General features: G+C 51.0%; 22 protein-coding genes and 1 tRNA gene. 13 read left to right on the top strand and 10 right to left on the bottom strand.

The window, feature by feature from the left end:
• The first annotated feature begins 3 nt into the window (after nucleotides 1-3).
• Nucleotides 4-1029, top strand: a complete 1026-nt coding sequence (locus BD_RS08255) for a threonine aldolase family protein (protein WP_011164272.1) — start codon at nucleotides 4-6, stop codon at nucleotides 1027-1029.
• A complete protein-coding gene (locus BD_RS08250) occupies nucleotides 1026-2105 on the top strand; it encodes a tryptophan 2,3-dioxygenase family protein (protein ID WP_011164271.1) in 1080 nt (359 codons plus the stop codon). Before BD_RS08255 ends, BD_RS08250 begins: the two co-directional genes overlap by 4 nt.
• On the opposite strand, the gene BD_RS08245 is transcribed toward BD_RS08250, so the two are convergent.
• Together BD_RS08245 and thrS are read right to left on the bottom strand one after the other, a co-directional pair.
• Nucleotides 2102-3190 (bottom strand): DUF748 domain-containing protein, encoded by a 1089-nt coding sequence (locus BD_RS08245; RefSeq protein ID WP_011164270.1) that lies wholly within the window; start codon nucleotides 3188-3190, stop codon nucleotides 2102-2104. The genes BD_RS08250 and BD_RS08245 overlap by 4 nt on opposite strands.
• A gap of 95 nt (nucleotides 3191-3285) precedes the next feature.
• Nucleotides 3286-4536, bottom strand: coding sequence for a threonine--tRNA ligase (gene thrS, locus BD_RS08240; RefSeq protein ID WP_011164269.1), 1251 nt, complete (start codon nucleotides 4534-4536; stop codon nucleotides 3286-3288).
• A gap of 293 nt (nucleotides 4537-4829) precedes the next feature.
• On the opposite strand from thrS, the gene htpG reads away from it, so the two are divergent.
• On the top strand, nucleotides 4830-6707 hold the full coding sequence (gene htpG, locus BD_RS08235; RefSeq protein WP_011164268.1) for a molecular chaperone HtpG: 1878 nt from the start codon (nucleotides 4830-4832) through the stop codon (nucleotides 6705-6707).
• Nucleotides 6708-6777: 70 nt separating this feature from the next.
• On the opposite strand, the gene BD_RS08230 is transcribed toward htpG, so the two are convergent.
• Nucleotides 6778-7248 carry a peroxiredoxin gene (locus tag BD_RS08230; protein WP_011164267.1) on the bottom strand — a complete coding sequence of 157 codons (471 nt, stop codon included), beginning with the start codon at nucleotides 7246-7248 and terminating at the stop codon, nucleotides 6778-6780.
• On the bottom strand, nucleotides 7238-8377 hold the full coding sequence (locus BD_RS08225; protein WP_011164266.1) for a hypothetical protein: 1140 nt from the start codon (nucleotides 8375-8377) through the stop codon (nucleotides 7238-7240). Before BD_RS08225 ends, BD_RS08230 begins: the two co-directional genes overlap by 11 nt.
• A 113-nt stretch (nucleotides 8378-8490) precedes the next feature.
• On the opposite strand from BD_RS08225, the gene BD_RS08220 reads away from it, so the two are divergent.
• Nucleotides 8491-10155, top strand: a complete 1665-nt coding sequence (locus BD_RS08220) for an AMP-binding protein (protein ID WP_011164265.1) — start codon at nucleotides 8491-8493, stop codon at nucleotides 10153-10155.
• 119 nt (nucleotides 10156-10274) lie between these two features.
• On the opposite strand, the gene BD_RS08215 is transcribed toward BD_RS08220, so the two are convergent.
• Together BD_RS08215 and BD_RS08210 are read right to left on the bottom strand one after the other, a co-directional pair.
• Complete coding sequence (locus tag BD_RS08215; protein ID WP_231839330.1) at nucleotides 10275-10661, bottom strand: high-potential iron-sulfur protein; 387 nt, start codon at nucleotides 10659-10661, stop codon at nucleotides 10275-10277.
• A 192-nt stretch (nucleotides 10662-10853) separates the two neighbouring features.
• Nucleotides 10854-11330: a MerC domain-containing protein gene (locus tag BD_RS08210; RefSeq protein WP_011164263.1), complete on the bottom strand. Its 477-nt coding sequence runs from the start codon at nucleotides 11328-11330 to the stop codon at nucleotides 10854-10856.
• Between the two features lie 98 nt (nucleotides 11331-11428).
• Between BD_RS08210 and BD_RS08205 the strand changes: the two genes are divergently transcribed.
• Nucleotides 11429-12841 (top strand): protein adenylyltransferase SelO, encoded by a 1413-nt coding sequence (locus tag BD_RS08205; RefSeq protein ID WP_041583527.1) that lies wholly within the window; start codon nucleotides 11429-11431, stop codon nucleotides 12839-12841.
• Here BD_RS08205 and BD_RS08200 read toward each other — a convergent pair.
• The 3 genes from BD_RS08200 to BD_RS08190 form a co-directional block, all read right to left on the bottom strand.
• Nucleotides 12832-15933 (bottom strand): efflux RND transporter permease subunit, encoded by a 3102-nt coding sequence (locus tag BD_RS08200; RefSeq protein ID WP_011164261.1) that lies wholly within the window; start codon nucleotides 15931-15933, stop codon nucleotides 12832-12834. The genes BD_RS08205 and BD_RS08200 overlap by 10 nt on opposite strands.
• Nucleotide 15934: 1 nt before the next feature.
• Nucleotides 15935-17392, bottom strand: a complete 1458-nt coding sequence (locus BD_RS08195; protein ID WP_011164260.1) for a TolC family protein — start codon at nucleotides 17390-17392, stop codon at nucleotides 15935-15937.
• 182 nt (nucleotides 17393-17574) lie between these two features.
• The gene (locus BD_RS08190) at nucleotides 17575-17769 is read right to left on the bottom strand and encodes a hypothetical protein (protein WP_011164259.1); all 195 of its coding nucleotides are present in this window, start codon (nucleotides 17767-17769) and stop codon (nucleotides 17575-17577) included.
• Nucleotides 17770-18075: 306 nt separating this feature from the next.
• Here BD_RS08190 and BD_RS08185 point away from each other — a divergent pair, with 306 nt between their 5' ends.
• From BD_RS08185 to BD_RS08170, 4 genes are all read left to right on the top strand, one after another.
• Nucleotides 18076-18957 carry an HNH endonuclease family protein gene (locus tag BD_RS08185; protein WP_011164257.1) on the top strand — a complete coding sequence of 294 codons (882 nt, stop codon included), beginning with the start codon at nucleotides 18076-18078 and terminating at the stop codon, nucleotides 18955-18957.
• Nucleotides 18954-19649: an RluA family pseudouridine synthase gene (locus BD_RS08180; RefSeq protein ID WP_011164256.1), complete on the top strand. Its 696-nt coding sequence runs from the start codon at nucleotides 18954-18956 to the stop codon at nucleotides 19647-19649. Before BD_RS08185 ends, BD_RS08180 begins: the two co-directional genes overlap by 4 nt.
• Nucleotides 19650-19661: 12 nt before the next feature.
• Nucleotides 19662-19753 (top strand) — tRNA-Leu (locus tag BD_RS08175).
• 315 nt (nucleotides 19754-20068) lie between these two features.
• Nucleotides 20069-20425, top strand: a complete 357-nt coding sequence (locus BD_RS08170) for a hypothetical protein (RefSeq protein WP_231839329.1) — start codon at nucleotides 20069-20071, stop codon at nucleotides 20423-20425.
• A 1-nt stretch (nucleotide 20426) separates the two neighbouring features.
• Here the strand turns inward: BD_RS08170 and BD_RS08165 are convergent, their stop codons facing one another.
• Entirely contained in the window at nucleotides 20427-20897 is a 471-nt protein-coding gene (locus BD_RS08165; RefSeq protein WP_144313817.1) for a hypothetical protein, read from the bottom strand.
• A gap of 207 nt (nucleotides 20898-21104) precedes the next feature.
• On the opposite strand from BD_RS08165, the gene BD_RS08160 reads away from it, so the two are divergent.
• The 4 genes from BD_RS08160 to BD_RS08145 all read left to right on the top strand — a co-directional run bounded on the left by BD_RS08160 (nucleotide 21105) and on the right by BD_RS08145 (nucleotide 24227).
• Nucleotides 21105-21860, top strand: a complete 756-nt coding sequence (locus BD_RS08160) for a hypothetical protein (RefSeq protein ID WP_038449072.1) — start codon at nucleotides 21105-21107, stop codon at nucleotides 21858-21860.
• A gap of 249 nt (nucleotides 21861-22109) precedes the next feature.
• On the top strand, nucleotides 22110-22910 hold the full coding sequence (locus tag BD_RS08155) for a hypothetical protein (RefSeq protein WP_011164252.1): 801 nt from the start codon (nucleotides 22110-22112) through the stop codon (nucleotides 22908-22910).
• 33 nt (nucleotides 22911-22943) lie between these two features.
• Nucleotides 22944-23888, top strand: a complete 945-nt coding sequence (locus BD_RS08150; RefSeq protein WP_231839328.1) for a hypothetical protein — start codon at nucleotides 22944-22946, stop codon at nucleotides 23886-23888.
• Entirely contained in the window at nucleotides 23889-24227 is a 339-nt protein-coding gene (locus BD_RS08145; RefSeq protein ID WP_011164250.1) for an ankyrin repeat domain-containing protein, read from the top strand.
• Nucleotides 24228-24250: the final 23 nt, after the last annotated feature.

Here is a 24250-nt window from a genome sequence, read left to right as displayed (position 1 = left end):
AGCATGAAACGCGGTTTTGGCAGCGACAATCATGCCGGTGTCCACCCACGGATTCTGCAATCTATCCTGGACGCCAACACCGAACACGCCCCCGCCTACGGAACCGATGAATGGACCGAACGCGCGGTGGGGGAATTCAAAAACCAATTCGGCAAAGACGCCCACGTGTTCTTCGTCTTCAATGGCACGGCCGCCAACGTCACGGCCTTAAGAGCCATGGCCCGCCCCTGGCAATCGGTGTTCTGTTCAGACGTGGCGCACATCAATGTGGATGAATGCGGCTCGCCGGAATTTTTAAGTGGTTGCAAACTGCTGCCACTGCCCTCCCACAACGGAAAACTGTCTGTGGAAGAACTTGAAAAGGCCTTCATCCGCCGGGGGGACCAGCATTTTTCCCAGACTCAGGTGCTCAGCCTGACTCAGCCTACAGAACTGGGAACCACCTATTCTTTGGATGAGCTCAAAGCCCTGATCGCTTGGGCCAAAAGCAAAAAACTGCTGGTGCACATTGACGGAGCCAGACTGAGCAACGCGGCCTTGTACTTGAAAAAGACCTTGAAAGAAATCACCACCGACCTGGGGGTGGATGTGGTTTCTTTCGGTGGCACCAAAAATGGTTTGATGATGGGTGAAGCCGTTGTGATCCTGAATAAGGATCTGGCGCAGGATTTTAAATACATCCGCAAACAAAGCGCGCAGCTGCCTTCCAAGACCCGCTTTATCGCCTGTCAGTTTGAAGCTTACTTCAAAGACGGTCTATGGCAGCAGATTGCTGAACATTCCCACCAGATGGCCCTGTATCTGTATGAACAGTGCAAAGGACTTGCCGGGGTGACCGTGCGCGAAGTCCCGCAAAGCAATGCGGTCTTTGCGACAATTCCCAGCCACTGGGTGAAACCCTTGCGGGAACATTATTTTTTCTATGTCTGGGACGAAAACACATTTGAATGTCGCTGGATGACCTCCTGGGACACGCAAAAATCGGATATCGATGGTTTCGTCGCACTTCTAAAGGAGCAACGTCTATGAAATACCCTCCGGTCCACTATCACGACTATCTGGGCTTAAATCCCCTTCTGAATGCCCAGCACCCGAAAAGCACCGAGTACGGAAAACCGGCGCATGACGAATTGCTGTTCATTATCGTGCACCAGACTTACGAGTTGTGGTTCAAGCAGATCCTTTTTGAATTGGATTCGGTGCTTTCCACTTTCCAAAAGCCCACTGTGGCGGAATCCGAAATGGGCATTGCCAGTGCGCGACTGGAAAGAATTGTCAGCATCCTGAAACTGATCATCGGTCAGGTGGACGTGCTTGAGACCATGACTCCGCTGGATTTCCTGGATTTCCGCGACATGCTTTACCCGGCTTCCGGCTTTCAGAGTTACCAATGGCGTTTGATTGAGACCAAACTGGGTCTTCGCATCGGCGATCGTCTGGCTTACAACCAGTCCCCGTTTTATAAGTCTTTAAGCGAATCCCAACAGGGCGAAATGCTGAACATCATGAACCAGCCGTCTTTGCATGATTCCGTTGAAAAATGGCTGGAGCGCACGCCGTTCCTTCAGGGTGAAAACTTCAACTTCTGGGATTCCTACAAAGAAGCTGTGAACAAAATGTTCCAGGATGACATCACCACTGTGAAAAACAACCCGCGCCTGCCGGATGAAGAAAAAGCAAAAACAGTCGCTGGTCTTGAGCAGACCTTGAAAAGCTTTGATGCATTGTTTGATGAAGAGGCCTTCAACAAGTTGCGCGCCGAAGGTCAGTTCCGTTTAAGCTACAAAGCGATGCACGCGGCCTTGTTGATTCAATTGCACCGTGATCAGCCGATTTTGCAGACTCCATTCCGCATCATCCGTGCACTTTTGGATATCGACGAAACAATGACAACTTGGCGTTACCGCCACGCTTTGATGGCCATGCGTATGCTAGGACAAAAAATTGGTACGGGCGGATCCAGCGGCCACAAGTATCTGGCCGATGCGACAGCGAAGCACAAGATCTTTGGCGACTTCTTCAACCTGACCACGTTCTTCATCCCGCGTTCTCAGGTGCCGCCTTTGCCGAAGGCTATTGCCGACCGCATGAGCTTCCACTATTAGGGCGACTTCTCTTTCTTCAGGTCTTTGGGAGAGATGGAGTGCTCAAGGCTCTGGTGGATCGACTCAAAAAATCCGTTTTGAACTGAGGACCAAAAAGCACCCCATTTATCAATGCTGGGTGCTTTGGAAGCTCCTTCAAATTCAATCCTGGCCCCCAGGGACTTGCTGTCCCCGTCGCGCAAAATCAGATTCACCAAGGCTAGACCCACTTCGTTAAACGCCTGTCCCATGCTTTTAAAAGACTCCTTGTCATCAATGACATCCAGATCCTTGATAAACGGTTTGGCGTAACCCTTGATGCGTCCGTCGCGACTGACACTTTCCATATACAAACTGAATTGCCCCCTGTTGAAGGTAAAAGGGCCATAAGCGATAAAAAATTCATTCAGTGTTTCCAGTTTCAAATTCTGTAACTGGGCATCAGTATCGAAGGTGGGCACTTTCGAAAGTAGATTCAAACGAGCCTGACCCTTTACATCGGCATGCCCCTGCATCCGCGCAACCACCGAGGCCCGGGTGGGCAGAGGATCTTTGTTTTCATCAGTATTGCGGATATTATCAACACGCCCTTCGATACGATCCAGACGCACATCCACCGGCACTTTAAAATCCCGATTTACAAAGTTAAATGAACTGTCAGCAACTTTCACGGATTCAAGTCGCAGGGGAATCAGTTTCTTAAAAACTGCACGCCAGTCCTGCCCCTGCCCCAGATCCTCTTTCTTTTCATCCTTGCTGTCGCTTAAAACAATTTTGGCTCTTTGAACGGAAAGATCCCCCAGAAATTCTTTTTTCAGCAGGGCCCGCCAAGCGATGGAAAGATCCAGCTGTTCGGCCGAGATCAAGGGCTGCTCGGGGTTGGCTCCTTTCTTCCAGATCTTCAGACCTTCGATCTGATAGGCCCCGCGATACAGGGTCAGATCAAAATCGTCGATGCGGCCTTCATAGTTTTCCATTTTATTGCCAAGATACCAGTTGATGCCGTACTTCATCCCCGCAGGCAGGAATGCCCGCGCCACAACCAGCAGCAACACCACACCCAAAATCACTTTGCCCGTTGTTCCGAGTTTATTGAAATATTTCATTGCGAACCTCCAATCACGGGGCCAGATCCAAAACACCATTATGAGCCCACCCCAAAGAATGAAAAAGGATCTGTCCCCGTTTTTGAGGAAAGACATTACTTCCGGTCGCGTATTTCATTCTGAAGCAAAGACAGCAGTTCCTGCGCCGACACACTTTGCGCAGAGGCACCTCTTCGCTGCAGACTGAACTTCCCGGCCTGCAGTTCCTTGTCGCCGATCACCACAACTGAATGCACTTTCTCCTGCCAGCATTCGGCCATTTTGCGCGACAGGGATTCTGCGCGATCATCGACACGGACCCGGATGAAAGAATTATGTAACAGCAAACGAAGACCTTCAGCCGCTTCCTGGTGCCGGTCTGCCAAAGGCACAATGCGCACCTGTTCCGGCGACAACCACAACGGGAAGGCTCCTTGATATAGCTCAATCAGCAAAGCCACCATACGTTCATGTGATCCCAGCGGTGCCCGGTGCAAAATCACCGGTCGCTCTTTATGACCCTCTTCATTTATGAACGACAGATCAAAGCGCTCAGCACTGATAAAGTCCACTTGCACAGTGGAGGCACTTTCCTCTTTGCCATGCACGGACATGATTTGCACATCAATCTTGGGACCATAAAAGGCCGCTTCACCAGGGGCTTCAAAAAATGGCAGACCACTTTCCACCAAAACCTCGCGCAAGATACCCTCGGCCCAATCCCACAGCGGATTCGCCACATACTTTTGCGAAGCCTCTTCAGCCTCCACACCGCGGGACAGGCGCAGGCGGTAATCGGAGATCCCCAAGATCCGGTAAGCCTTCTGGTACATCTCAAGCACCTTGTGAATCTCGACTTTCACCTGATTTTGTCGCACGTAAAGATGCGCATCGTTCTGACAAAGACCGCGGACCCGCATCAGCCCGGAAAGCGCCCCGGAGCCCTCGTAACGATAGACCTGACCGTATTCCGCCAACCGCAACGGCAGTTCGCGATAGCTGTGCAATTTGGCTGAAAAAATTTTGTGATGATGCGGGCAGCACATGGGCCTTAAACGATAGCGCACGTTTTCAAGATCCATCGATGGATACATGGAATCTTCGTAGTAAGGCAGATGCCCGGACTGATGATAAAGATCCTCTTTGGCCAGATGCGGGCTGACCACACGCTGGTACCCGGCCAGGAATTCCAATTCCCGCGCCAGCTTTTCAAGCTCATCACGAATCACCACCCCGGCAGGAAGCCACAATGGCAGCCCTGCGCCGATGGATTCATCACTATGGAAATACGAAAGATACTGATTCAACTCACGATGATCTTTTTGGACATGACAGGACCCGGCCTGTCCTTTTTTAAAGGAAGACATAAATAAATCTCTCTCCGCTTCAGCGGATCTTAAAATTTTATAAAAATATGGAAAAATGCGTCGGGGCCGCCAGTTGGGCGGCCAATAGATTATAGACCCCTACGGGGTGGTCGCCGGGGTGGCGAAAACAAGAATGAGGCTGAAAGACAGGTCAAAGCTCATAAAAATGACAATAACACAAAGCTTCCTGCCCGGACCAATCGAACTTTTTTAGATTTCCCATAAGAAATACCGGCACCTGACCTTGCCAAACCGGGCCCCCGGCCCCAAATTGACTGCATTAAGGAGAAACCATGGCCAAGCAGGTTCAAAACTTTAACGCTGAAATCAAACAACTTCTGGATATCGTGATCCACTCCCTTTATTCGCACAAAGAGATCTTTTTGCGCGAACTTTTGTCCAACGCGTCTGATGCGATCGACAAACTGAAATTCAACTCTTTGACTCACCCGTCTTTGCTTCCGGAAAACTGGCAGCCGGCGATCCGCCTGGAGCCAAACTCTGAGACCAAGACCCTGAAGATCATCGATAACGGTATCGGCATGACCCAGGAAGAAGTTGTCGAGTTCATCGGCACCATCGCCCGTTCCGGCGCCAAAGCCTTCATGCAGATGAATGCGGAAATGAAGACCAAACCGGAACTGATCGGTCAATTCGGTGTGGGCTTCTATTCTGCTTTTATGGTCGCGGACCGCGTGACCCTGCACACACAAAAAGCTGGCAGCAATGACGGCACGGTGTGGGAATCCATGGGGGATGGAACATATTCACTGGACAGCGTTCCCCGTCCGGAAGGCACTGGCACCACCATCACTTTGCACATGAAGGACTTCAAGGAAGAAGACGAAGTCCAGAATTTCACCGACAAGTGGGTCCTGAAATCCCTGGTGAAAAAGTATTCTGACTTTATCGCTCACCCAATCAAGATGATGGGCGAAACGGAAGAAGAAACACTGAACTCGCAAAAAGCTCTTTGGTTGAAATCCCCATCCGAAGTGACCAAAGAAGAATACAAGGAATTCTATCAGCATTTGACCCATGACTGGAACGAGCCTCTGCGCACGGTTCACTATCGCGCGGAAGGCACGATGGAATTCAATGCCCTTCTTTATGTTCCTGGCAAAAAGCCATGGAACTACAACATGCGCGACATGGAATACGGCCTGAGCCTTTACATCAAGCGTGTGTTTATCATGGCTGACTGCAAAGACCTTCTGCCTCCTTACCTGCGTTTTGTAAAAGGCCTGGTGGACAGCAGTGATTTGTCTTTGAACGTATCCCGTGAATTGCTTCAGCAGGACCGTCAGGTCACGCAGATCCGCAAGAACGTGACCAATAAGGCTCTTTCCACTTTGAAAGATCTTTTGACCAAAGAGCGCTCAGCTTATGAAGACTTCTGGACTGAATTTGGTGCGACTTTGAAAGAAGGTCTGCCGTCCGACGCGGCTAACAAAGAAAAGCTTCAGGATCTGTTGCTGTTCCACTCCACGTCCTCTGACAAGATGACGACTATGGATGAATACGTGGCGCGCATGAAAGAAACCCAGAAGGATATTTACTATATTACGGGCGATTCCCTTTCCCAGGTTTCAAACAGCCCGTACCTTGAGAAGCTGAAAGAAAAAGGCTTTGAGGTTCTGTTGCTGGTGGATCCGGTGGACGAATGGGTTGTCGATGCTTTGAGTGAATTCAAAGGCAAAAAACTGCAATCCATCATGCGTGAAGGTCTGGACCTGGACACGGCTGAAGAAAAACAGCAAAAGGAACAGGAAAAGAAACAGGCCGAAGTCACTTTGAAACCTGTATTGGAATCCATGAAGAAGACTTTGGAAAGCGATGTGAAAGACGTGGTTCTTTCAGACCGCTTAACGAACACCCCAGCGTGTCTGGTGGCTTCTTCTGCCGACCCTTCCGCACACATGCAAAAACTGATGGCGCAAATGGGGAAAGAGTACGCGGGTCAGCAGGTCAAACGCATCATGGAGATCAACCCGAACCACCCGGTGTTTGAAAAGATGCTGAAGGCTTCTCCAGAGCAGCAAACCAAATGGGCGGAAATCCTTTATGCCCAGGCTTTGCTGACCGAAGGCTCCAACCTTCCCGACCCAGTGAAGTTCTCTCAGCAGATCGCGGAACTGATGGTGCAGGCTGCGGATAGTACCAAACACTAATCCGGCCCTGCCCGGACAGTGCTGGAGTAACTAAAAGGGCTCCCTCCGGAGCCCTTTTTCATTTCTTCATTTACAAATCTTTGATGAATTTCAGCATCTCGGCCGCATGGCCCTGTGCTTTAATTTTACGGAACTCCCCGACCAGTTTCTGATCTTCGTCGATCACGAACGTGCTGCGCTCAATGCCCATCACTTTCTTGCCGTACATGTTCTTTTCTTTGATGACATCAAACAGCTGGCACAGCTCTTCATCTTCGTCGGACAAAAGTTCAAACTTGAAATCATACTTGCAGATGAACTTGTCATGGGACTTCAGACTGTCGCGGGAAACACCAAAGACCACGGCATTTTGCTTTTTAAATTGCGCCAGAAGATCGTTGAATTCAATGCCTTCTATCGTGCAGCCCGGAGTGCTGTCCTTCGGGTAAAAATAAAGCACGACCTTTTTCCCCTTCAACGAAGACAGACTCAATGTCTCTCCGCTGGAGGATGGGATTTTGAAGTTAGGGACTTTTTTACCAAGTTCAATTTTAGCGGCCATTGGGAATTCCTTGTGGTTGTTCTTGAGGGGGCAATTGCTGTTGCTGAGATTCGTCTTGCGGCTCCGGCACCGGCGGATTGTTCGGATCATAGCCTTCCGGGAAACCTTCATTCGAAGGGTCCGCGTTTTCAGGCGGCACTTCAATCATGTCCATTCCCGGGTTCTGACTGCGCTGACGCTGCAACAACACATCCGGATCCACGTCACGTCCCGCGGGCATTCCAAGCTCTGGATTCCTTGGGTGCAGAGGTTCATTGCTGGCAGGAGCCTGGCCTGACGGCATCGAAACAGGACCACCCGCCTTCGGCGCACCCGGCGCAGGTGTTACCCCAGGAGCCGGTGCCGGAGCCACAGGTGGCTCTTCTGGCGCGTACAATTCCGTTTCAGTGACGGTGATCTTTCCTTCCATCGGAACATCGGCTTCGATCTTGCGGATGTCCGTCAGATTCTCATAAACTTTTCCGCGCAATTTAATCAGATTTTTACCGGATTTTTGATAATCATAGACATCCAGGCGGATCATTTGCTCTTTGGTGCGATCTTGAGCCCAGTCTTTGCAATTTAAGCTCTCAAGCTTTTCTTTCCCCTTCAGTGAACAGTGAATCTGGCGGTTCAATATGCCGGCCCCCAGACCCAGGACCTCCTGCAGATTCTCGGGGTAAAAAATCAGATTCAGCTCGCCCTCTTTCGGAACATCAAAACTGGCAATGCGCTTGGCGTCGGCTTTATCGCTGCACTTTTCAAAGACCTCGCCTTTTTGCGGGTATCCCAAAAGCCCCAGCACGTCGCGTTTCACGAGATAACGATCACAGCGGAACATCGACTTGTTGGTCAGTTTGATGTTTTGTGAGGCCAACAATGCTCTTTGAACTTTCCCAAAGGGTGATTTGCTGATCGGGGGACGTGCTGCGGTCAAAACCCACCACGCCTCACGATGAATACCGTCGGCTTCAGCCAGATAGCGCACCAGCACATCCAGACTTTTATCTCTAGGGGCGGAATCTTCTGCCTTCGGAGTGAGCACTTTGACGACTTTTTCTTCCACAACGGGCCCGTCTTCTTTCTTCCAGAAACAGGAGGAAAGCCCCAGCGCAGTCAAAGAAAGAATAATCAGGCAGCAAAGCTTCATACCTAGAGTCTTGCAAATAGGCCCTGTGAAAACAAGAATTTACTTTACCTCGTTTGAATCTTTACTCTAAACTTTCTAAGAATCAAATTGAAGCACTTTTGCAGGAGGTTCTCATGGAAAGAATTTGGCTTAAGAATTACCCGAAAGGCGTTCCCCACGAGGTGGATCTTTCCAAATATGGATCACTGGTGGATGTCTACGAAGAAGCCATCGGCAAATTCAAGACTAAAAAAGCTTTCACCAGCATGGGAGTCAGCCTCACCTTCAGCGAACTGGATCGCAAAGTGGATCAGTTTGCCTCTTTCCTGCAAAACGAGCTGAAACTGAAAAAAGGCGACCGCATCGCCATTCAGATGCCAAACCTGCTGCAGTTCCCGATCGTGGCTTTTGCGGCTCTGCGCTCAGGCCTGACTATCGTGAACACCAATCCGCTGTACACAGCCAAAGAGATGCGTCACCAGTTCAAGGACTCTGGCGCCAAAGCCATTGTGATTCTGGCAAACTATGCCCATCTGCTTCAGGAAATCCTGAAAGAAACGGACATTGAAAGTGTTGTGATCACGGAAGTCGCCGACCTGTTCCCGACTCCGAAAAGAATCCTGGTGAACTCGGTTGTGAAGTACATCAAAAAAATGGTTCCGGCCTATCACCTGCCGCAGGCCTACACCTTCCGTCAGGCTTTGGAACTGGGCGCGATGAAACCATCATCCAAAGTTCCAACAAGTCTTGAAGACGTCGCCTTCCTGCAATACACCGGCGGTACGACGGGTGTGGCAAAGGGTGCGATGCTGACCCACAGAAATGTCGCAGCGAACATGCTGCAGATCTGCGACTGGATGAAACCAAAATTGCGCGAAGGTGAAGAGGTCGCAATTGCGGCTTTGCCAATGTATCACATCTTTGCTTTGACCCTGAACTGTCTGGGCCTGCTTCGTTACGGCAGCGAAAACGTGCTGATCTTGAATCCGCGCGACATCCCGGGCTTTATCAAAGAACTTAAAAACACTCCATTCACCGTGATGGCGGGCGTGAACACGCTGTTCAACGCTTTGATGAACAACCCGGCTTTCACCACCATTGATTTCACTCGTGTGAAAGTCAGCGTGGCAGGCGCTATGACACTGCAAAAACCTGTGGCAGAAAAATGGATGGAACTGACCAAGTCCGTGATTGTGGAAGGTTACGGCTTGACCGAGGCTTCTCCAGTTGTGTGCTGCAACCCGATTGACGGCACTGACCGCGTGGGCACGATCGGCCTGCCCTTCCCAAGCACAGACATCATGCTGATTGATGATGATGGCAAAGAAGTTGCCCTGGGAGAGCCAGGTGAACTTGTCTGCCGTGGTCCTCAGGTGATGGCCGGCTATTGGAATCGTCCTGATGAAACCGCCCAGGTTCTGAATGACGGCTGGCTGAAAACCGGTGACGTGGCTGTTGCTGATGCGGATGGTTTCTTCAAAATCGTGGATCGCAAAAAAGACATGATCCTGGTTTCCGGCTTCAACGTCTACCCGAATGAAGTGGAAGAGGCCATCGCGTCCCACCCAGGTGTCCTGGAAGTGGCGGCTATCGGCGTGGTCGACCAGCACTCTGGCGAAATCGTGAAGGCCGTGGTCGTGAAAAAAGATCCAAATCTGACAGCCGAAGACGTGATTGCTCATGCCCGCAAGAGTTTGACGAACTATAAGGTTCCGCGTCTGGTGGAATTCCGCACTGAGCTTCCGAAAACGAATGTCGGAAAAATCCTGCGTCGCGCTTTGCGTGACAATGTGAAATAGTTTTTCGCCAAGTTAAAAAAGAAAAAGCCTGATAAGGAAACTTATCAGGCTTTTTTTGTTTTTGAGCTGCTTCAGCTGAAGTGCCTGCCGGCACCTCAGCTCTGCCCGGCGAGGCCGGATTAAGCCTTTTTATTCCAGGATGCGCACCAAGCGTCGCCGTAGACAAGTTTGCCAGCGAAGATTGTGCAAGTGCCGGCCTCTTTGCCGTTGCGGGATTCTTTTTTCGCATAGAAGCCGCAAGTCGTGCAGTTGTTGCCTTTGGCTTCAGGAGCTTTTTTGTAGTCCTCAACGTACTTTACAGCTTTTGCCACGGAGTCATTGGGATCAACCAACGGCATTCCACCTGCAGCAGCGCCACCAGCAGCCGGAGCAGCTCCGCGTTTTTTCTGAGCCTGTGCAGAAGAAGAGAAAACAGCGTTCAAAGCTGTTGGTGCAACTACGGCCACACCTGTGATTTTCGCAAGAGTCGTGAAGAAACCACGGCGATTCATTTTAGTCTCAATCATTGATGCCTCCATCATTTGGTTTTCAACTAGACACTACCTGAAATCACTTGGTTTTCAATTGGAAAGACGAAATTTGACGGGTTTGCACCGAAAAAATCTGACCTAAGTTATGAAGATTGCAACGAAATGTTGCGTCATCTACCACAAAAGGTGGCCTTGACGGGGGCGACTTTAGACCATCCCCCCTGAGCTCTAGGCGTGTTTGTGACAAAGACAGGCGCGACGATTCAGAATGTGGGCCACAATCAAAAGCACACTTCCAATGATGGTCACGATATCGTGCTCCATCACTTCCACCCATTCATGCGGAAGCACCGAAGCCGCCGCAATCATCGAAAGCCCCAGCACTCCCAAAGACAATACTCCGGCCTGACGGTGGTGTTTGTAACCGCTCCAGAATGCAAACAGGCCCACTGGCATAATCACCACGGCCATCAGGATATGCACCCATTCTGCGTGGAAGAATTCTCCCATCACCGGCAAAGTCAGGATCAACAGCGGCGTGACCAGACAATGAATCGCACACAACGAAGAAAGCACAATCCCGATACGATCCCAGGTCAGCGTCTTTTCTTCAAAGACCTCGTGCTGGGTGTGATCCACCTCACAGCAGGAATCATGTGATTTGCCGGTGTTGACAGAGCTTGGGTTCAGGATTGTTTCGTCCACGGATACCGCCTTTGGAATCCCCTTTGTCTCCTAAATGCAAGTTACTGTCAACTAGATTACCTTTTGCGTTTCCCCTTGGAAAAGAAGATAAGGAACAAGTGAGCACTCCATTCATTCCACCAATTTACGAACTGGGGCCTGATTTCTATGATGAAGTCCGCCCTGCTGTATTCCCCAAGGCCCTGTTGCGATATCGCAACCAGGACGCCGCAGAAAGCGTAGGGCTGGGGCTGCTGACCCCGCAGGAGTGGCAGAAACACTTCTGGGCCTTTGAGAGCCTTCCTCAGAATATCAAAACACCCTTGGCCTTGCGCTACCATGGCCATCAGTTCCGCAGCTACAATCCAGACCTAGGTGACGGAAGAGGCTTTTTGTTCGCCCAAGTCCGCGACCAAGACCGTCTGTTGGACCTGGGCACCAAAGGCAGCGGAACCACCCCCTATTCCCGTCGCGGCGACGGACGCCTGACTTTGAAAGGCGCCTTCCGCGAAATCCTGGCGACAGAACTTTTGCAATCTTATGGCGTGAACACCAGCAAAACATTTTCAGTGTTTGAAACGGGCGAAAGCCTCGAACGCCACGATGAACCCTCACCCACCCGCGCCGGTGTTTTAGTACGCCTAAGCCACAGTCACATCCGCTTTGGAACCTTCCAGCGACTGGCATTTTTCAATCAGACCGACAACATCAAGAAACTGCTGCACTACTGCGTGCGCCATTACTATCCACACCTGACCGGATTTAGCGAAGCTGAACTGGCCGCCGAGTTCCTGCGTGCCGTTTCCCAGAAAACCGCCGAAACCGTCGCCGCCTGGATGATGGCGGGATTTGTTCACGGAGTTTTGAACACCGACAACATGAACATCACGGGTGAAAGTTTTGACTATGGCCCCTACCGCTTCCTGCCGGTTTACGACCCGGCCTTCACCGCAGCGTACTTTGATCAGAGCGGCCTTTACTGTTTTGGCCGCCAGCCTTCGGCGGTCCTGTGGAATCTGCATCAACTGGGTGGCGCACTGAAAACGGCCTATCCCGAACTTGCCGTTCCCGAGCTTTTGGAGGAATTCGGCGACACCTTCAACGTGGAGGTGCAAAACCGCCTGCTGAAACGCCTGAACCTGAAAAATCCACTGCAGGAAATCACCGCCATTCATGACCTGAATGCGGAACTGGTCTCAGGAATTTTCCAATTCATGGACACGGAAAAAGGCGCCTTTGAACAAACCCTGTATGACTTGCATTCCGGCGCCTCGCCAGAGCGACTGCACAGATCCGTTCAAAAAGACCTTTATCAAAAAGAATCTTTTAACAACTTACGCGAGACTCTGGCCTGCTTTGAAATCGAAGACGAAGACAAAGCCCGCCACAGTTACCTGCAAACCGGCAAAGCCTGCGCCCTGGTCATTGATGAACTGGAGGCTCTGTGGGCCCCCATCGCCGAACAGGACGACTGGGGACCGTTTGAAAGGAAGCTGCTTGAGATTCGCAGCTTCCGCGGACTTTACGGCTGATAACCGGTGATCTTCGCAAGTTTTGCGCGGAACCACGCTTTGAAATCCTCCACGAAACCAAAGGCCGCAGGAACGATCAAAAGCGTCAGCAAAGTCGAGCTGATCAGACCGCCGATGATGGCGACACCCATGGAGGTTCTCATTGCTGAGGCCTCATTCAGTCCGATGGCAATTGGAATCATCCCGGCAATCAATGCCAAAGACGTCATCAAAATCGGACGAAGACGCGTGCGGCAGGCTTTAATGATCGCCGTATTGCGCTCGACACCCTCGTGGATCAGATGATTGGTATAATCCACAAGCAGGATCGAGTTCTTCGCCACAACCCCCAACAGCAGGACGATACCTATCAGCGAGAAGATATCGATGGTCTTGCCAAACATCAACAGCGCCAGGAAGGCCCCGGTCATAGCCAGGGGCAGTGCCAGCAAAATCGTGAACGGCGTGATAAAGCTTTCGTACAAGCTCGCCAGCACCAGATAGATGAACGTCACTCCCAGAATAATTGCCAGGAGCATGTTCTCAATCAGTTCCTTAAAGTCATCCGCCTGACCCTTGAAGGCAAAGTCCACACCCGGAGGTGGCGGCATTTCCTTTTTGATGATTCTTTCAACTTCGGCCGAAATATTCCCCAGAGCCCCACCCTTGGCCAGGTTCCCGGAAATCTGAATATAACGACCTTTGTTCATGCGGTTGATCTGCGAGAACCCGGAGGCATTTTCCCCCTGAGCAATGCGTGAAAGAGGAATCATGTTGTAGTTCGCATTCGGCACCAGTGTCGTATTGAACTGACTGCGCAGATCGCGGTACATTTCCTCAAAGCGCACGCGGATTTTATAGTCGATGCCGTTCTCGCGATAGATCGCCTGCTCGTTACCCTCAGTACGATTGCGCAGCTCGGCTCCCGCTGTCACAGTGGAAACACCCAGAGCCTCGGATTTCTTACGGTCAAACACCACGTGGAACTCCGGTTTCCCAGAGCGGAAGTTCGTATCCACATCCACCAGACCCGGGATCTTTTTCATGCGCTCCACCAACTTGGTGGCATAAGCATTCAACTGATCCAGATCCTCGCCCTGAATATTCACGTTCAGCGGTTTTTCGCCCGAGTTCACGGCATCAATATCACCAATGGAAACAATGGCGTCTTTTTCAAACTGCGGGAACTTTTTGCGCACCGACTCTTTATAGTCCGTGGTGTTCATGCTGCGGTTTTTGCGTTCCACCAGGCGGATGAACATCGTCGATTTATTCGACTCATTGTTGGAGTTTCCAACAATCGTCATGACCATGTCCACGGCAGGATCATTTTCAAAGATCTTTTCAACTTTTTCCGTGAACTTGCTGGTCGCCATCAGGGAGCTTCCCACTGGAAGCTCGACATTCACCACAAATTCACCATTATCCGCCGCCGGCAGGAATGTCGCCGGAATAAAGGCCAAAGTCCCCAAAGAAGCCACGAAGATCACAACCCCACCTGCCAGAATCTTTTTCGGATTCCCCAGGGTGTATTTCAGGGCTTTTTCATACCATTCTTCCAGCCAGGTCTGAAACTTATCAAACGCTGTCAACATGCGGCCGACAATGCCGGTGCCTTTGACGTGCTCGTTCGGGTGCGCCATATATGCTGACAACATCGGCGCCACGGTGAAGGCATCAAACAGGGAAATCAACATCGTAAAGACGACGGTCAGACCGAATTGTTTGAAGAACTGCCCCACGATCCCCTGCAGGAACGAGATAGGACCAAACACCGCGATCACCACGAGAGTCGTGGCGATAACAGCCATCGCCACCTCTTTGGTTCCATCCAATGCGGCATCTTTGGGTTTTTTACCCATTTCCAGATGTCGGAAGATATTTTCCCGCACGACGATCGCATCATCGATCAAAAGTCCCACCGCCAGGGAAAGCGCCAGCAAGGTCATCAAGTTGATGGAAAAACCCATGGCCCACATGATGACAAATCCACCCAAAAGGGAGTTTGGCAAAGCCATGGCCGTGATAAAGGTTGAACGCGCGGAGCCCAGGAAGAAGAACACGACGATGACACAAAGGATGATACCGATGATGATGGATTCCTTCACGTCATACACGTTCATCTGAATCGGACGAGAGGTGTCTCGCACCATCGTCACAGAGCCTTTCAGGCCTTTTTCCTTCAGCATCGCATTGACGGTTTCGATGTTCTTTTTCACCGCCTCTGCCACAGCCACGGTGTTGGCACCACGCTGTTTGTACACGTTCATCAGCAGGGCACGCTTCCCTTTCACACGGCCCATGGTTTTTTGGTCTTCAAGACTTTTAACGACTCTGCCGACATCCTTCACCAGGATGGCTTTGTCCGAACCCACGAAATTGACATTCACTTCCTCAATTTGTTTCAGGGAATCAAACTCCCCGTTGGTTCTTAAAGTCGTTTCATCGATGGGGTTTTCAATTTTACCGATGGGAATGTCTTTAGAGGTGTCAATCACACGCTGGGAAACCTGCAGCATCGAAATCTTGCGATCCTGCAGCTTGTTCTTGTCGACCAGAACGTGAATTTCCTGTTTGCGACCGCCAAAGATGTCCACCTGCCCCACGTCTTTGATCCGTTCAAAGCGCGGCTTGATGACTTCATTGGCAAGGTCATAGGCCGCCCCCTCGTCCAGTTCCGTCGTCACCGCCAGGGTCACGATCGGTTGATCGGCCGGGTCAAACCGGCGAATGACCGGCTCATAAATTTCAGACGGCAGGTCACGGCGGATATTGCCGATGCGGTTGCGCACCTCCTGCTCGACCTCTTTGATGTCCGTCCCCAGCTGGAACTCCAGAATGATGACGGCGACACTGTCGAGGTTGTTGGATCGCAGGGTCTTCAGACCCGAGATACTGCCCACTTCATCTTCAATCAGTTTTGAAACCTGTTTTTCCAGATCCAAAGGTGACGCCCCTGGATAGGTCACTTGCACAAACAGAATCGGGAAAGTCACATCCGGGAACATGTCCACCGGCATTTTGCGCAGCGAGAACGCCCCCAGGATCAGCATCAGAATAACGATACAGGAAATAAAAATAGGTCGTTTAATCGAAAGACCAGGCAAATTCATATTATTTCTCCTCCCGGTTGTTTTCATCCAGTGTGACGAACAAGCGGGCCTGAGCCTCCATCTTTCTTTGTTCTGATTTCAGTCTGGTCAAAGTCAGCTCTGCATCCGCGGCATCTTCTTCCGCATTGATCACATTGGCCGTGATCGAACGGCCCTTGTTGAACAAATCCGTCTGAGCCTTGGCGGCATCAGTCTGCAGACGCGCAATGAGCGAGGCGGATTCAATCCGCTTGTTCATCTCGGAATAACGACGATTCAGCTCGATCCACGAGCTTTCGCTGTCCAGGATCTTTCTTTCACTTTGCAACTGGGCGGCCAAAGCATCTTTGCGGGCCGCTGACTGGGCAGATCCTTTGACGTCCGTGTCGAACAAATAGATCAGATTCAGACCCACCTTCCAGGTCGGAAGTTTGCTGTCCGTCCATTTGGAGGTCGCATCCGGAATGCTTTTGTCCGGCTGGAAGTTGTTGGTGTTGTAGGATCCTGAAAGCACCAGATCCGGACGATAGCCGTCTTCTGTTTCTTTAGCCACCAAGGACATGGCCCGGGCATTCAATGAAGACAGATAAGCCTCCAGTGCCACAACCTTGCCGCCATTGCCATCCACCATCGAGTTCAAAGCGCGTGAGCGGGAAATATCCCCGGAAATTTCCGGCATCGCTTCATCATCGCGCAGCTCAAGATAGTCGCGGATCTGTCTTTTTGCCGCCGCCAGATCATCCTCCGCCGAAACCAGTTGCAACTGGCGAGCGGCGACCAAAGCCTGAGCCGACAACAAGTCAGCACGGTCACTGATGCCATCGTTCACACGACGGCGGGTCCAGGATTCAATACGACGGGCCCGCTCCAAAGAAGCGCGGCCGATGCGCAGGTTTTCATTCTGATAGACATAATCCCAATACGCGGCTTCCGCGCTGACCAGCAGGACTTTTTTCTGCAAGTCGAATCTGCCGACCTCGGCCGTCGCCACGGCTTCCTGACGATCCTGGCGCAACCTGGTGGCATTACCAAAAGAGTTCTTCCACAAGGACTGACTCAAACCCAGTCCCAGGGTGCCATAGGAGAATTTTTGAAAACTGGGATTTAATAGCGCCCCTTCATTCTCAACTTCCGTGGCGTTGGCGGTCACAGCCACATCGGTGCCAGAGGAAAATCTTTTGGCAAGTCCCAGCTTCAAATCCGTGGCGGTGGTCTGAGTTCCCCCCAGTTGCGCAAACTGACCCAACGGGCTTTTGTCATTCAGATAGCCCACTCCCGCAGTGAAAACCGGGACCAGTTCAATGTCACCGGAGACACGACGGTCTTCCGCCGCCTCTTTGGAAACATCAAAAGCCTGAATGGATTTGTTCTTGTTGATGACAGCCTGAAGATATTCCTGAAGATTCATCGCCAGCGCTTGCGGTTGCCATAGGCCGACCAGAAGTCCGAGCAGAAGTCCTAAAAGGGCGCCCTTTTTCATTTTTCAATTTCCTTCCGAAATGCACTTTCGAAGGAAAAAGTAATTTAGCAGACTATCCAAATCAAAACATTTAATGATTTGAACTCATCCCGACGGGGGTGCGTAAATCCATCTGCTCCAAACGAAAAAACCCCGCAGACTGCGGGGTTTTGAAAAGACTGACAAGCGCAACCCGGGCTGCACTATTTTGCTGCAGCAGCCTCTTCCTTCTTCGCACAATCAGCGCATCCACCTTTTTTCGTAGCACACTCAGTGCCGGAACAAGCGGACTTTTCAGCCTTCGCCCCACCACAGCCACAATTTTCGTGGTTGTGTGCCTTGTGTGCACAAGAAGCCAAACCCAAAACCAAAACAGATGACAGCAAAAGCATTTTCATGGAACCAATCCTCCAAAATAGTGAGCTTTAAGCTTAGCGACAGCCCTTGCCACGGGGCAAGCAAACAGCCCGACTTCTGGTCCTCAAACCGCGAAATCAGTGACAATTTGCGCCAATCCTTTTCCCTTTTTACCGACAATCCAGGCGGAAATTCCCTTAAAAATGCGCAAACTTACAGCATTCACACGTTCCGTCGGGAACTTAATGCAAGGTGGCTAAATTGAACGGAATCCTGACAAAATGAATTCTTGAAACTGCCTCCGATCTGGGGCTTAATGGGTCCGATTCGCGGAGGGGGAACCGAGAATGAAACAATTAAAACTGAAGACAGCCAGCTTGCAGTTTGTGACCGTTATTATGGTCGCAATGTCCGCAGCTCCTGTGTATGCAGCCCCCGCCACCGCAGCTCCCGCCCACGAATTCTTTACTGTGGACGAGGAAAACCTGGAATCAGACACCACCCGCAGAAAAGAATACTCTTTCATGGAGTACACACCTGAATTTGGACCTCACCAGTTCATCCAGGGTCTTAAAAAAGTGGTGATCAACCTTCTGAAGTGGACTCTTCACGAAGAAGCTCCTCCCACGCCAGAAGAAAAATACATGCGCAAACTTCACTTCGGACGCTGGATCAATGATCCTACGGACGACACCTGCATGAACACTCGTGCAAAAGTGCTGGTTCGCGACTCCAATCAGGAAGTCACTTACCGCGGCAACAGACAGTGCGTGGTGGATTCCGGCCACTGGAATGATCCTTACGCTGGCAAAGAAGTCGTCGTCGCCAAAGAAATTCAGATCGACCACATGGTGCCTTTGAAAAACGCCTATGTGTCCGGCGCGTGGCAGTGGGACTATAAAACTCGCTGTCTGTATGCAAACTACATGGGCTACAAAAACCACCTGGTTGCAGCCGATGCCAGCGCCAACATGTCCAAAGGCGACCGTGCCCCCGACAAATACCTTCCCTCCAATCTGGGATACCGCTGTCAGTACGTCCGTGACTGGCTGGCGGTAAAACTGATCTGGAAGCTTAACATGACCATGGATGAAGTTCAGGCGATCCACGATGTGGTGACCAACTATGGCTGCAAAGCCTCTGACTTCAAATTCAGCAAAGCCGAACTTGAGAGCCAGCGTGAATACATCAACGCCAATCTTGATTTCTGCATGATCAATAAAAGATGATCGAGATTCTTTTCGAAGATGAGTTCTTTCTAGCCGCCGCCAAACCGGCCGGCATGCCCTCCCAGGCCACAGTTGATAAAAGCCGCCAGGACTTCTTCACCGCCCTTAAAAACCAACTGCGCAACGAACGGGGTGACGCTTTTTATCTGGCTCTGCACCACCGCCTGGATCGCGACACCTCCGGCGTGATGATCTTTGCCAAAACCAAAGAGGCCAACGAGCCCCTGGCGGATCTGTTCAAAACTCACAAGATTCAAAAAACCTATCTTTGTCTGACCAAAAGAACCCAGAAGGCGGCCGATGCCTGGGAAGTCGACAACCATCTTGTCGAGATGAAAGACACCAAACTTAAAAAAACCAAGATGGTTCGCACCCAGTCCGGGGGCGATCGCGCCTACACCAAGTTCCGCAAGCTCGAGGTTTTCCCCGAAGCCTTGCTGATCGAGGCCCAGCCCCTGACCGGACGGATGCACCAGATCCGAGTGCATCTCGCGGATAGAGGCATGGGCATCTATGGTGACGACATCTATCAAGCACCGAAAAATCCCGTGGCTCCGCGACTGATGCTCCACGCCCATGCGCTGGAGTTCACTCACCCATTCACCAAAGAATTTGTGCGTATAGAATGTGCAGTTCCTGCAGACATGGCGCAATTCATGAAGACATTGACGTTTCATTCTAAAAATGATTGAGTTGACCCTTGTGCCCCGGTGGCGAAATCGGTAGACGCACAGGACTTAAAATCCTGAGCTTCGTTTAAACGGGCGTGCCGGTTCAAGTCCGGCCCGGGGCACCATTCCCTCTCCAAATTTCTTCGGACAGTCCTCGTTCTTTTTTGCTTCGGTTACATTTTGTTGATTGATGGGTTCAATGATTTTTCGTTGGCTTCGTGTTGGCTACAAAGGCCTGCGGAACTTGAAATTTGGAGAGGGAATGGTGCCTCGTCTAAATTTACCTGCTTTTTTGCACCCGAATTGATTTACCCCTGGTAAGAACGAAAAGCAAAATCACATATTAGTGGAATAGAGATAGGGCCACAAGGTAAACTGAAAAACAAAACAGGATGCCTTTAGTGAATCAGAAGATTTTAAACTCTCATAATATTTTTTTAGTGGATGCAATCGGAGCCCTCTTAAGCCTGGTTTTGACGGCAGGGATTTTACCACTGCTTTCCAATTGGACGGGACTTCAGCCAAATGTTCTGTATTTCTTAGCGGTGTTCCCGCTTCTTTACTGCGTGTTTTCGTTTGTCTGCTACAAGCTGACCAGCAGAAGAACCTGGATGCTTTTGGCCATCATCTTTGCCAATGTCCTTTATGCCCTTGTTTCAGGGACCGTGATGCTGACTGTTCAGGGAATCACCACGTGGGGCTATTCATTCCTGTTGGCTGAAATCCTGGTCTTGCTCGGGGTTGTGCTCATCGAGTGGTCGGTGTACCGCAGATCCTTTGGCAAAACTGCGATCTGATCTAAGGCATTTTGAAAATCATAAAATTCAACCTGGCGCCGTGACTGCTTACAAAACCCAGACTGTAGCTTCCGGTCTTGGCAAACTCAAAGCGCAGGGCTTTGCTGACGGTACCGCAGTCACGGATCTTACCAAAATCCACCGGATTAAAAGAAGTGCCTGAAGCAAGTTCAGTCACATCCATGCGTGGATAGGCATCTGATACAATCACATAAGATCCGGGTGTCGCGACGTCGAACTTCACAAAACCGTTTGAGCCGGACCCACCCGACATCAACGACAATTCGATCCGCTGGCCCGTGGCAACAATGGGCCCCCTCGCCTGTTCAACACTCGCGGACACCTTTGTTCCGTCACTGATCCAGACTCTATACGCTTCGGCGGAAAAATTACGGGAAGCTTTACAACCTGCGGGAACGTCAGCGGCCAGCGAAGTGCTTCCCAGCAGTAACGAAAAGATAAATAAAATCACAGTCTGTGTCCTTTGGGAAAAAGTATGAAAAGTGGATTTCATGGAAGCTGCTTCCTCAGCAAAATCTTAAGCCCGAGTTTTCCCAGAAAACAAGTGAAAGACACTGCCAACATCGAAAAATGACGCTGGCAGTGCGCCAAGTCCGGCAACATAAACGGTTGCTCCACGTCCCATCCTTTGCCTATAGTTTTGTACAGGGGGAACAACATGAAGATACAACACCTGCTGCTGATCGCGGCTCTGGCTCTAACTGCTTGCACCAAGGTTGAAGAAGAAGTCCCGTCCATCAAGGCCGAATTCCAGCAAAAGTACGAATTCGTCATGGCCTCTTTTGATTCCACCATTCGCACTCATGACCGCGAAAGCACTTTGGCTCCAACCCAGCAGGAGTTCCTAAACCGCCAGCTGAACGAACTTAAGGCCATCATCCCTTTGCGTGGCATGACCGAAGCCCGCAGCTATGACTCGTTGACAGAAAATCAGGCCCTGCGTGCTGACAGCTCGCAAGTGGGACTGGTGATCAACCGGGTGAACGTATGGCAGATCTGCCGTCAGATGAGCTCTTTAGGTGTTGGAACTTTGCAGATGGGCGGATACTCTTTGCCAATCAATGCCAACCCTAGCTCGGCCTACACGGTAAACTCTGATTATTTCAACTATGATGTCTATGCAGCCCAGTACCAGGCGCAACCGCAAAAGACGATCCCAGCCCCCGCGGTCATGCACTGGGAAAACACCGTCAGCAATCCCGGCCAGTGCTACAGCGCCCGCATTCTGGTTGAATACGGCCTGCCTCATGAAACCGTAAAAAAGTCCCTGATCGAATGGCGCCAGAACATCGCAAGCATTCAAGGGCGCTTGGAACAGCTCGCCCGAGAAAGAGCTCCGGCAAACTATCCACTGGGACATCAGCTGATGGTGGAATCACAAAAACTGAAAGAGGCTTTCGACAAACTGCCTTAAACACAAAAGCCGCCTCAACAGCGGCTTTTTCTTTCCCCCCCCGCCAACAACTCTCATTACAATAATCGCTGGAAAGCAAGTTTTCAGCCCGTTGCACTTTTTGTCCTTCAAGCAAGAAGCCCCCTCTCCAGATGTTACTGAATGCAAAGCAGCTGGCCCAGAGCTTGAATCTTTATCTCATTGGCAGAGAGAGCCCTCGTAAGTCTCATTTTGAGACAGAGAAAAAGAACATAAAAAGGAGAGAAACCCATGAAAAGAACAATCACTTTGTCGGTCACCGCCGTTATGATTTCCCAAAGCGTTGCCTTAGCACAAGTCGACCGCACTGCCGAGGTCGCGGATCAAGCCATTGCCCAAGCCCAGCAAAATATCTCCACTTTGCGAGTCAACCTGCAGAGCCTGGACAGTGCTCTGGCTGAAACAGCTGCCACAATTGAAGCTCGTGACAACTCGGGCGGGATCACCAACGGTATTACCATCGCAGGCGCGGCGGTCGGCCTTGGCCTGTCTGCGCTGACTTACTTTACTGCTCATACCGGCCGTGAAGGCTCCGGGATTGGGGCGATGGTGGGACTTGCAACTTCGTTGGTGGCAACAATCACTTCGATCGTTACCGGTACCGGAAGCGCCGTACTGAAAGAGGACATTGACACCGCTGCCATCGACAAGCAACTCGAAGCCCTTGAAAAAGAAATCGCCGCCAACAGCCAGGGTCAATCCAAAGAGACCTCGGCGCTGTTGATCCAGCTTTCCGCCTCGGTCTCCGGCATGCGCAGCTCTCTGCAGGCCTATCAAAAAGATGAAGATGGAACCGACCGCACCAAGTTGATGGCACATATCTCACAAGGTCTTGGAACCGCGCTGCTCTTTTATTCTGCGACACAAAGAAATGCCAGCAACAAGACCATTTTGGTGGGCGGACTGCTGCTTAGTGCCGGCAATCTGACTCGCATCGTGGCCGGCATGAGTGACTCTCAGGCCGAGATGGTTTTAAAAGAAATTAAATCCACACGCACCAGTCTGCGCACGGCGGCCATGATCCTGGAGTAACCCCTGATGCTGAAACGGACTCTTTGCTTTTTAATGGCATTAACCCTGGGACTTCCGCTGAAGACCCAAGGTTCTGCCATGCGCTGCGAGTCCGTTTTCATTCCTTCCCTGAAAGAAGTTCTGGAAACTGTCGACCGCGAAAATTCTCAGTATCTATTTGGCGGAAAATCCGTCCCGGAACACAGTCATTCCCTGTCCTGGAACCGCAAACGCAAAATCCGAAAGCTCCTAAACCAGCTGGAAATAGACAAAGTTCCCTCCCAAGCCACTCTCGAACGCCAGGCCGTGGAACTGGGTACACTTTTATTTGGCCGAAAAGATTCGCTGAACCGCTGGATCAAAAAAAATGGCGTCGAACGGATGGAGGAATCCGCCGTTCTTATTATCAAAGAAAATCTGCTGAAAGAAGGTTTGGTAAAAACCTGGGCCGACCATCACGATCCCCAATCCCTAAGCTCCCTTGCCAAAGTTCTGGACCGGGTGTGGCGCTTCCAAAACAGCCGCGTGATGGAGTTTGCCGGCATTCCTTATTGGCTCCCAAAGATCAAAGACAAGGCCATTTCCAAAGACCTGCTGTTCAAAGTACTGCGTGATGGCTACAACACCCACCAAAAAGAAATCGCCGTGGCTTTGAAGTCCCAAAACGCCCGCGATGCCTACAATACTTTTGCGCGAATTTACAAACCTGTCGTCTTTGCCCTGATCTTTATTTTTATCGTTGATAAGTCTTACGACGAGTACCGCCACGAAATCGATACCGGCGTGGAATTGTTGATTGAAAATCTTCAGAATCAACGCGAAGCTTTGGACAAGGACGTATCGCAGGTCAAAGTGCAAGAGGCTCGATCCGCCTTCCACCAGGCCCTGAAAGGGTTTGAAGCGAAGTGGGGTGAAGAACCCACGCCTGCTGAACGCACCCTGATGCAAACCCGCATTGAAAATGCCCTGGGTCTTCCACCAGGCAGTATCGGAGAATAAATGTCAGCTGGGGACTGGAAAGAAATGTACAATGCCGCTGCCACCGGCAACATGGAGCTGGTGCAATACCATATCAAAAATGGTGTGGATCCCAACTATCAACACCCCGAGATCCTCTCCAGCGCTTTGGTTGCCAGCATCACCAACGGTCATCTGACGATCGCCAAGTTCCTGCTTGAAAATGGAGCCGACCCCAATTTACTTTCAGAATTCGACAACATGACCCCTTTACAGGCCGCCAAAGCCTTTAAGCGGCAGGAAATTATCGACATTCTTGTGAAATCCGCCCCTCCGGTGACTTTGTTGGAACGCTTGCTGCGCTTCATGCACCTGCGCTGAAGGTCCTCTTTAAAGTTTCTAAT

The organism is Bdellovibrio bacteriovorus HD100, from assembly GCF_000196175.1.
Lineage (GTDB): Bacteria > Bdellovibrionota > Bdellovibrionia > Bdellovibrionales > Bdellovibrionaceae > Bdellovibrio > Bdellovibrio bacteriovorus.
Note: the sequence above shows the minus strand (reverse complement) of the source record. Positions and strands in the feature narration are given on the sequence as shown.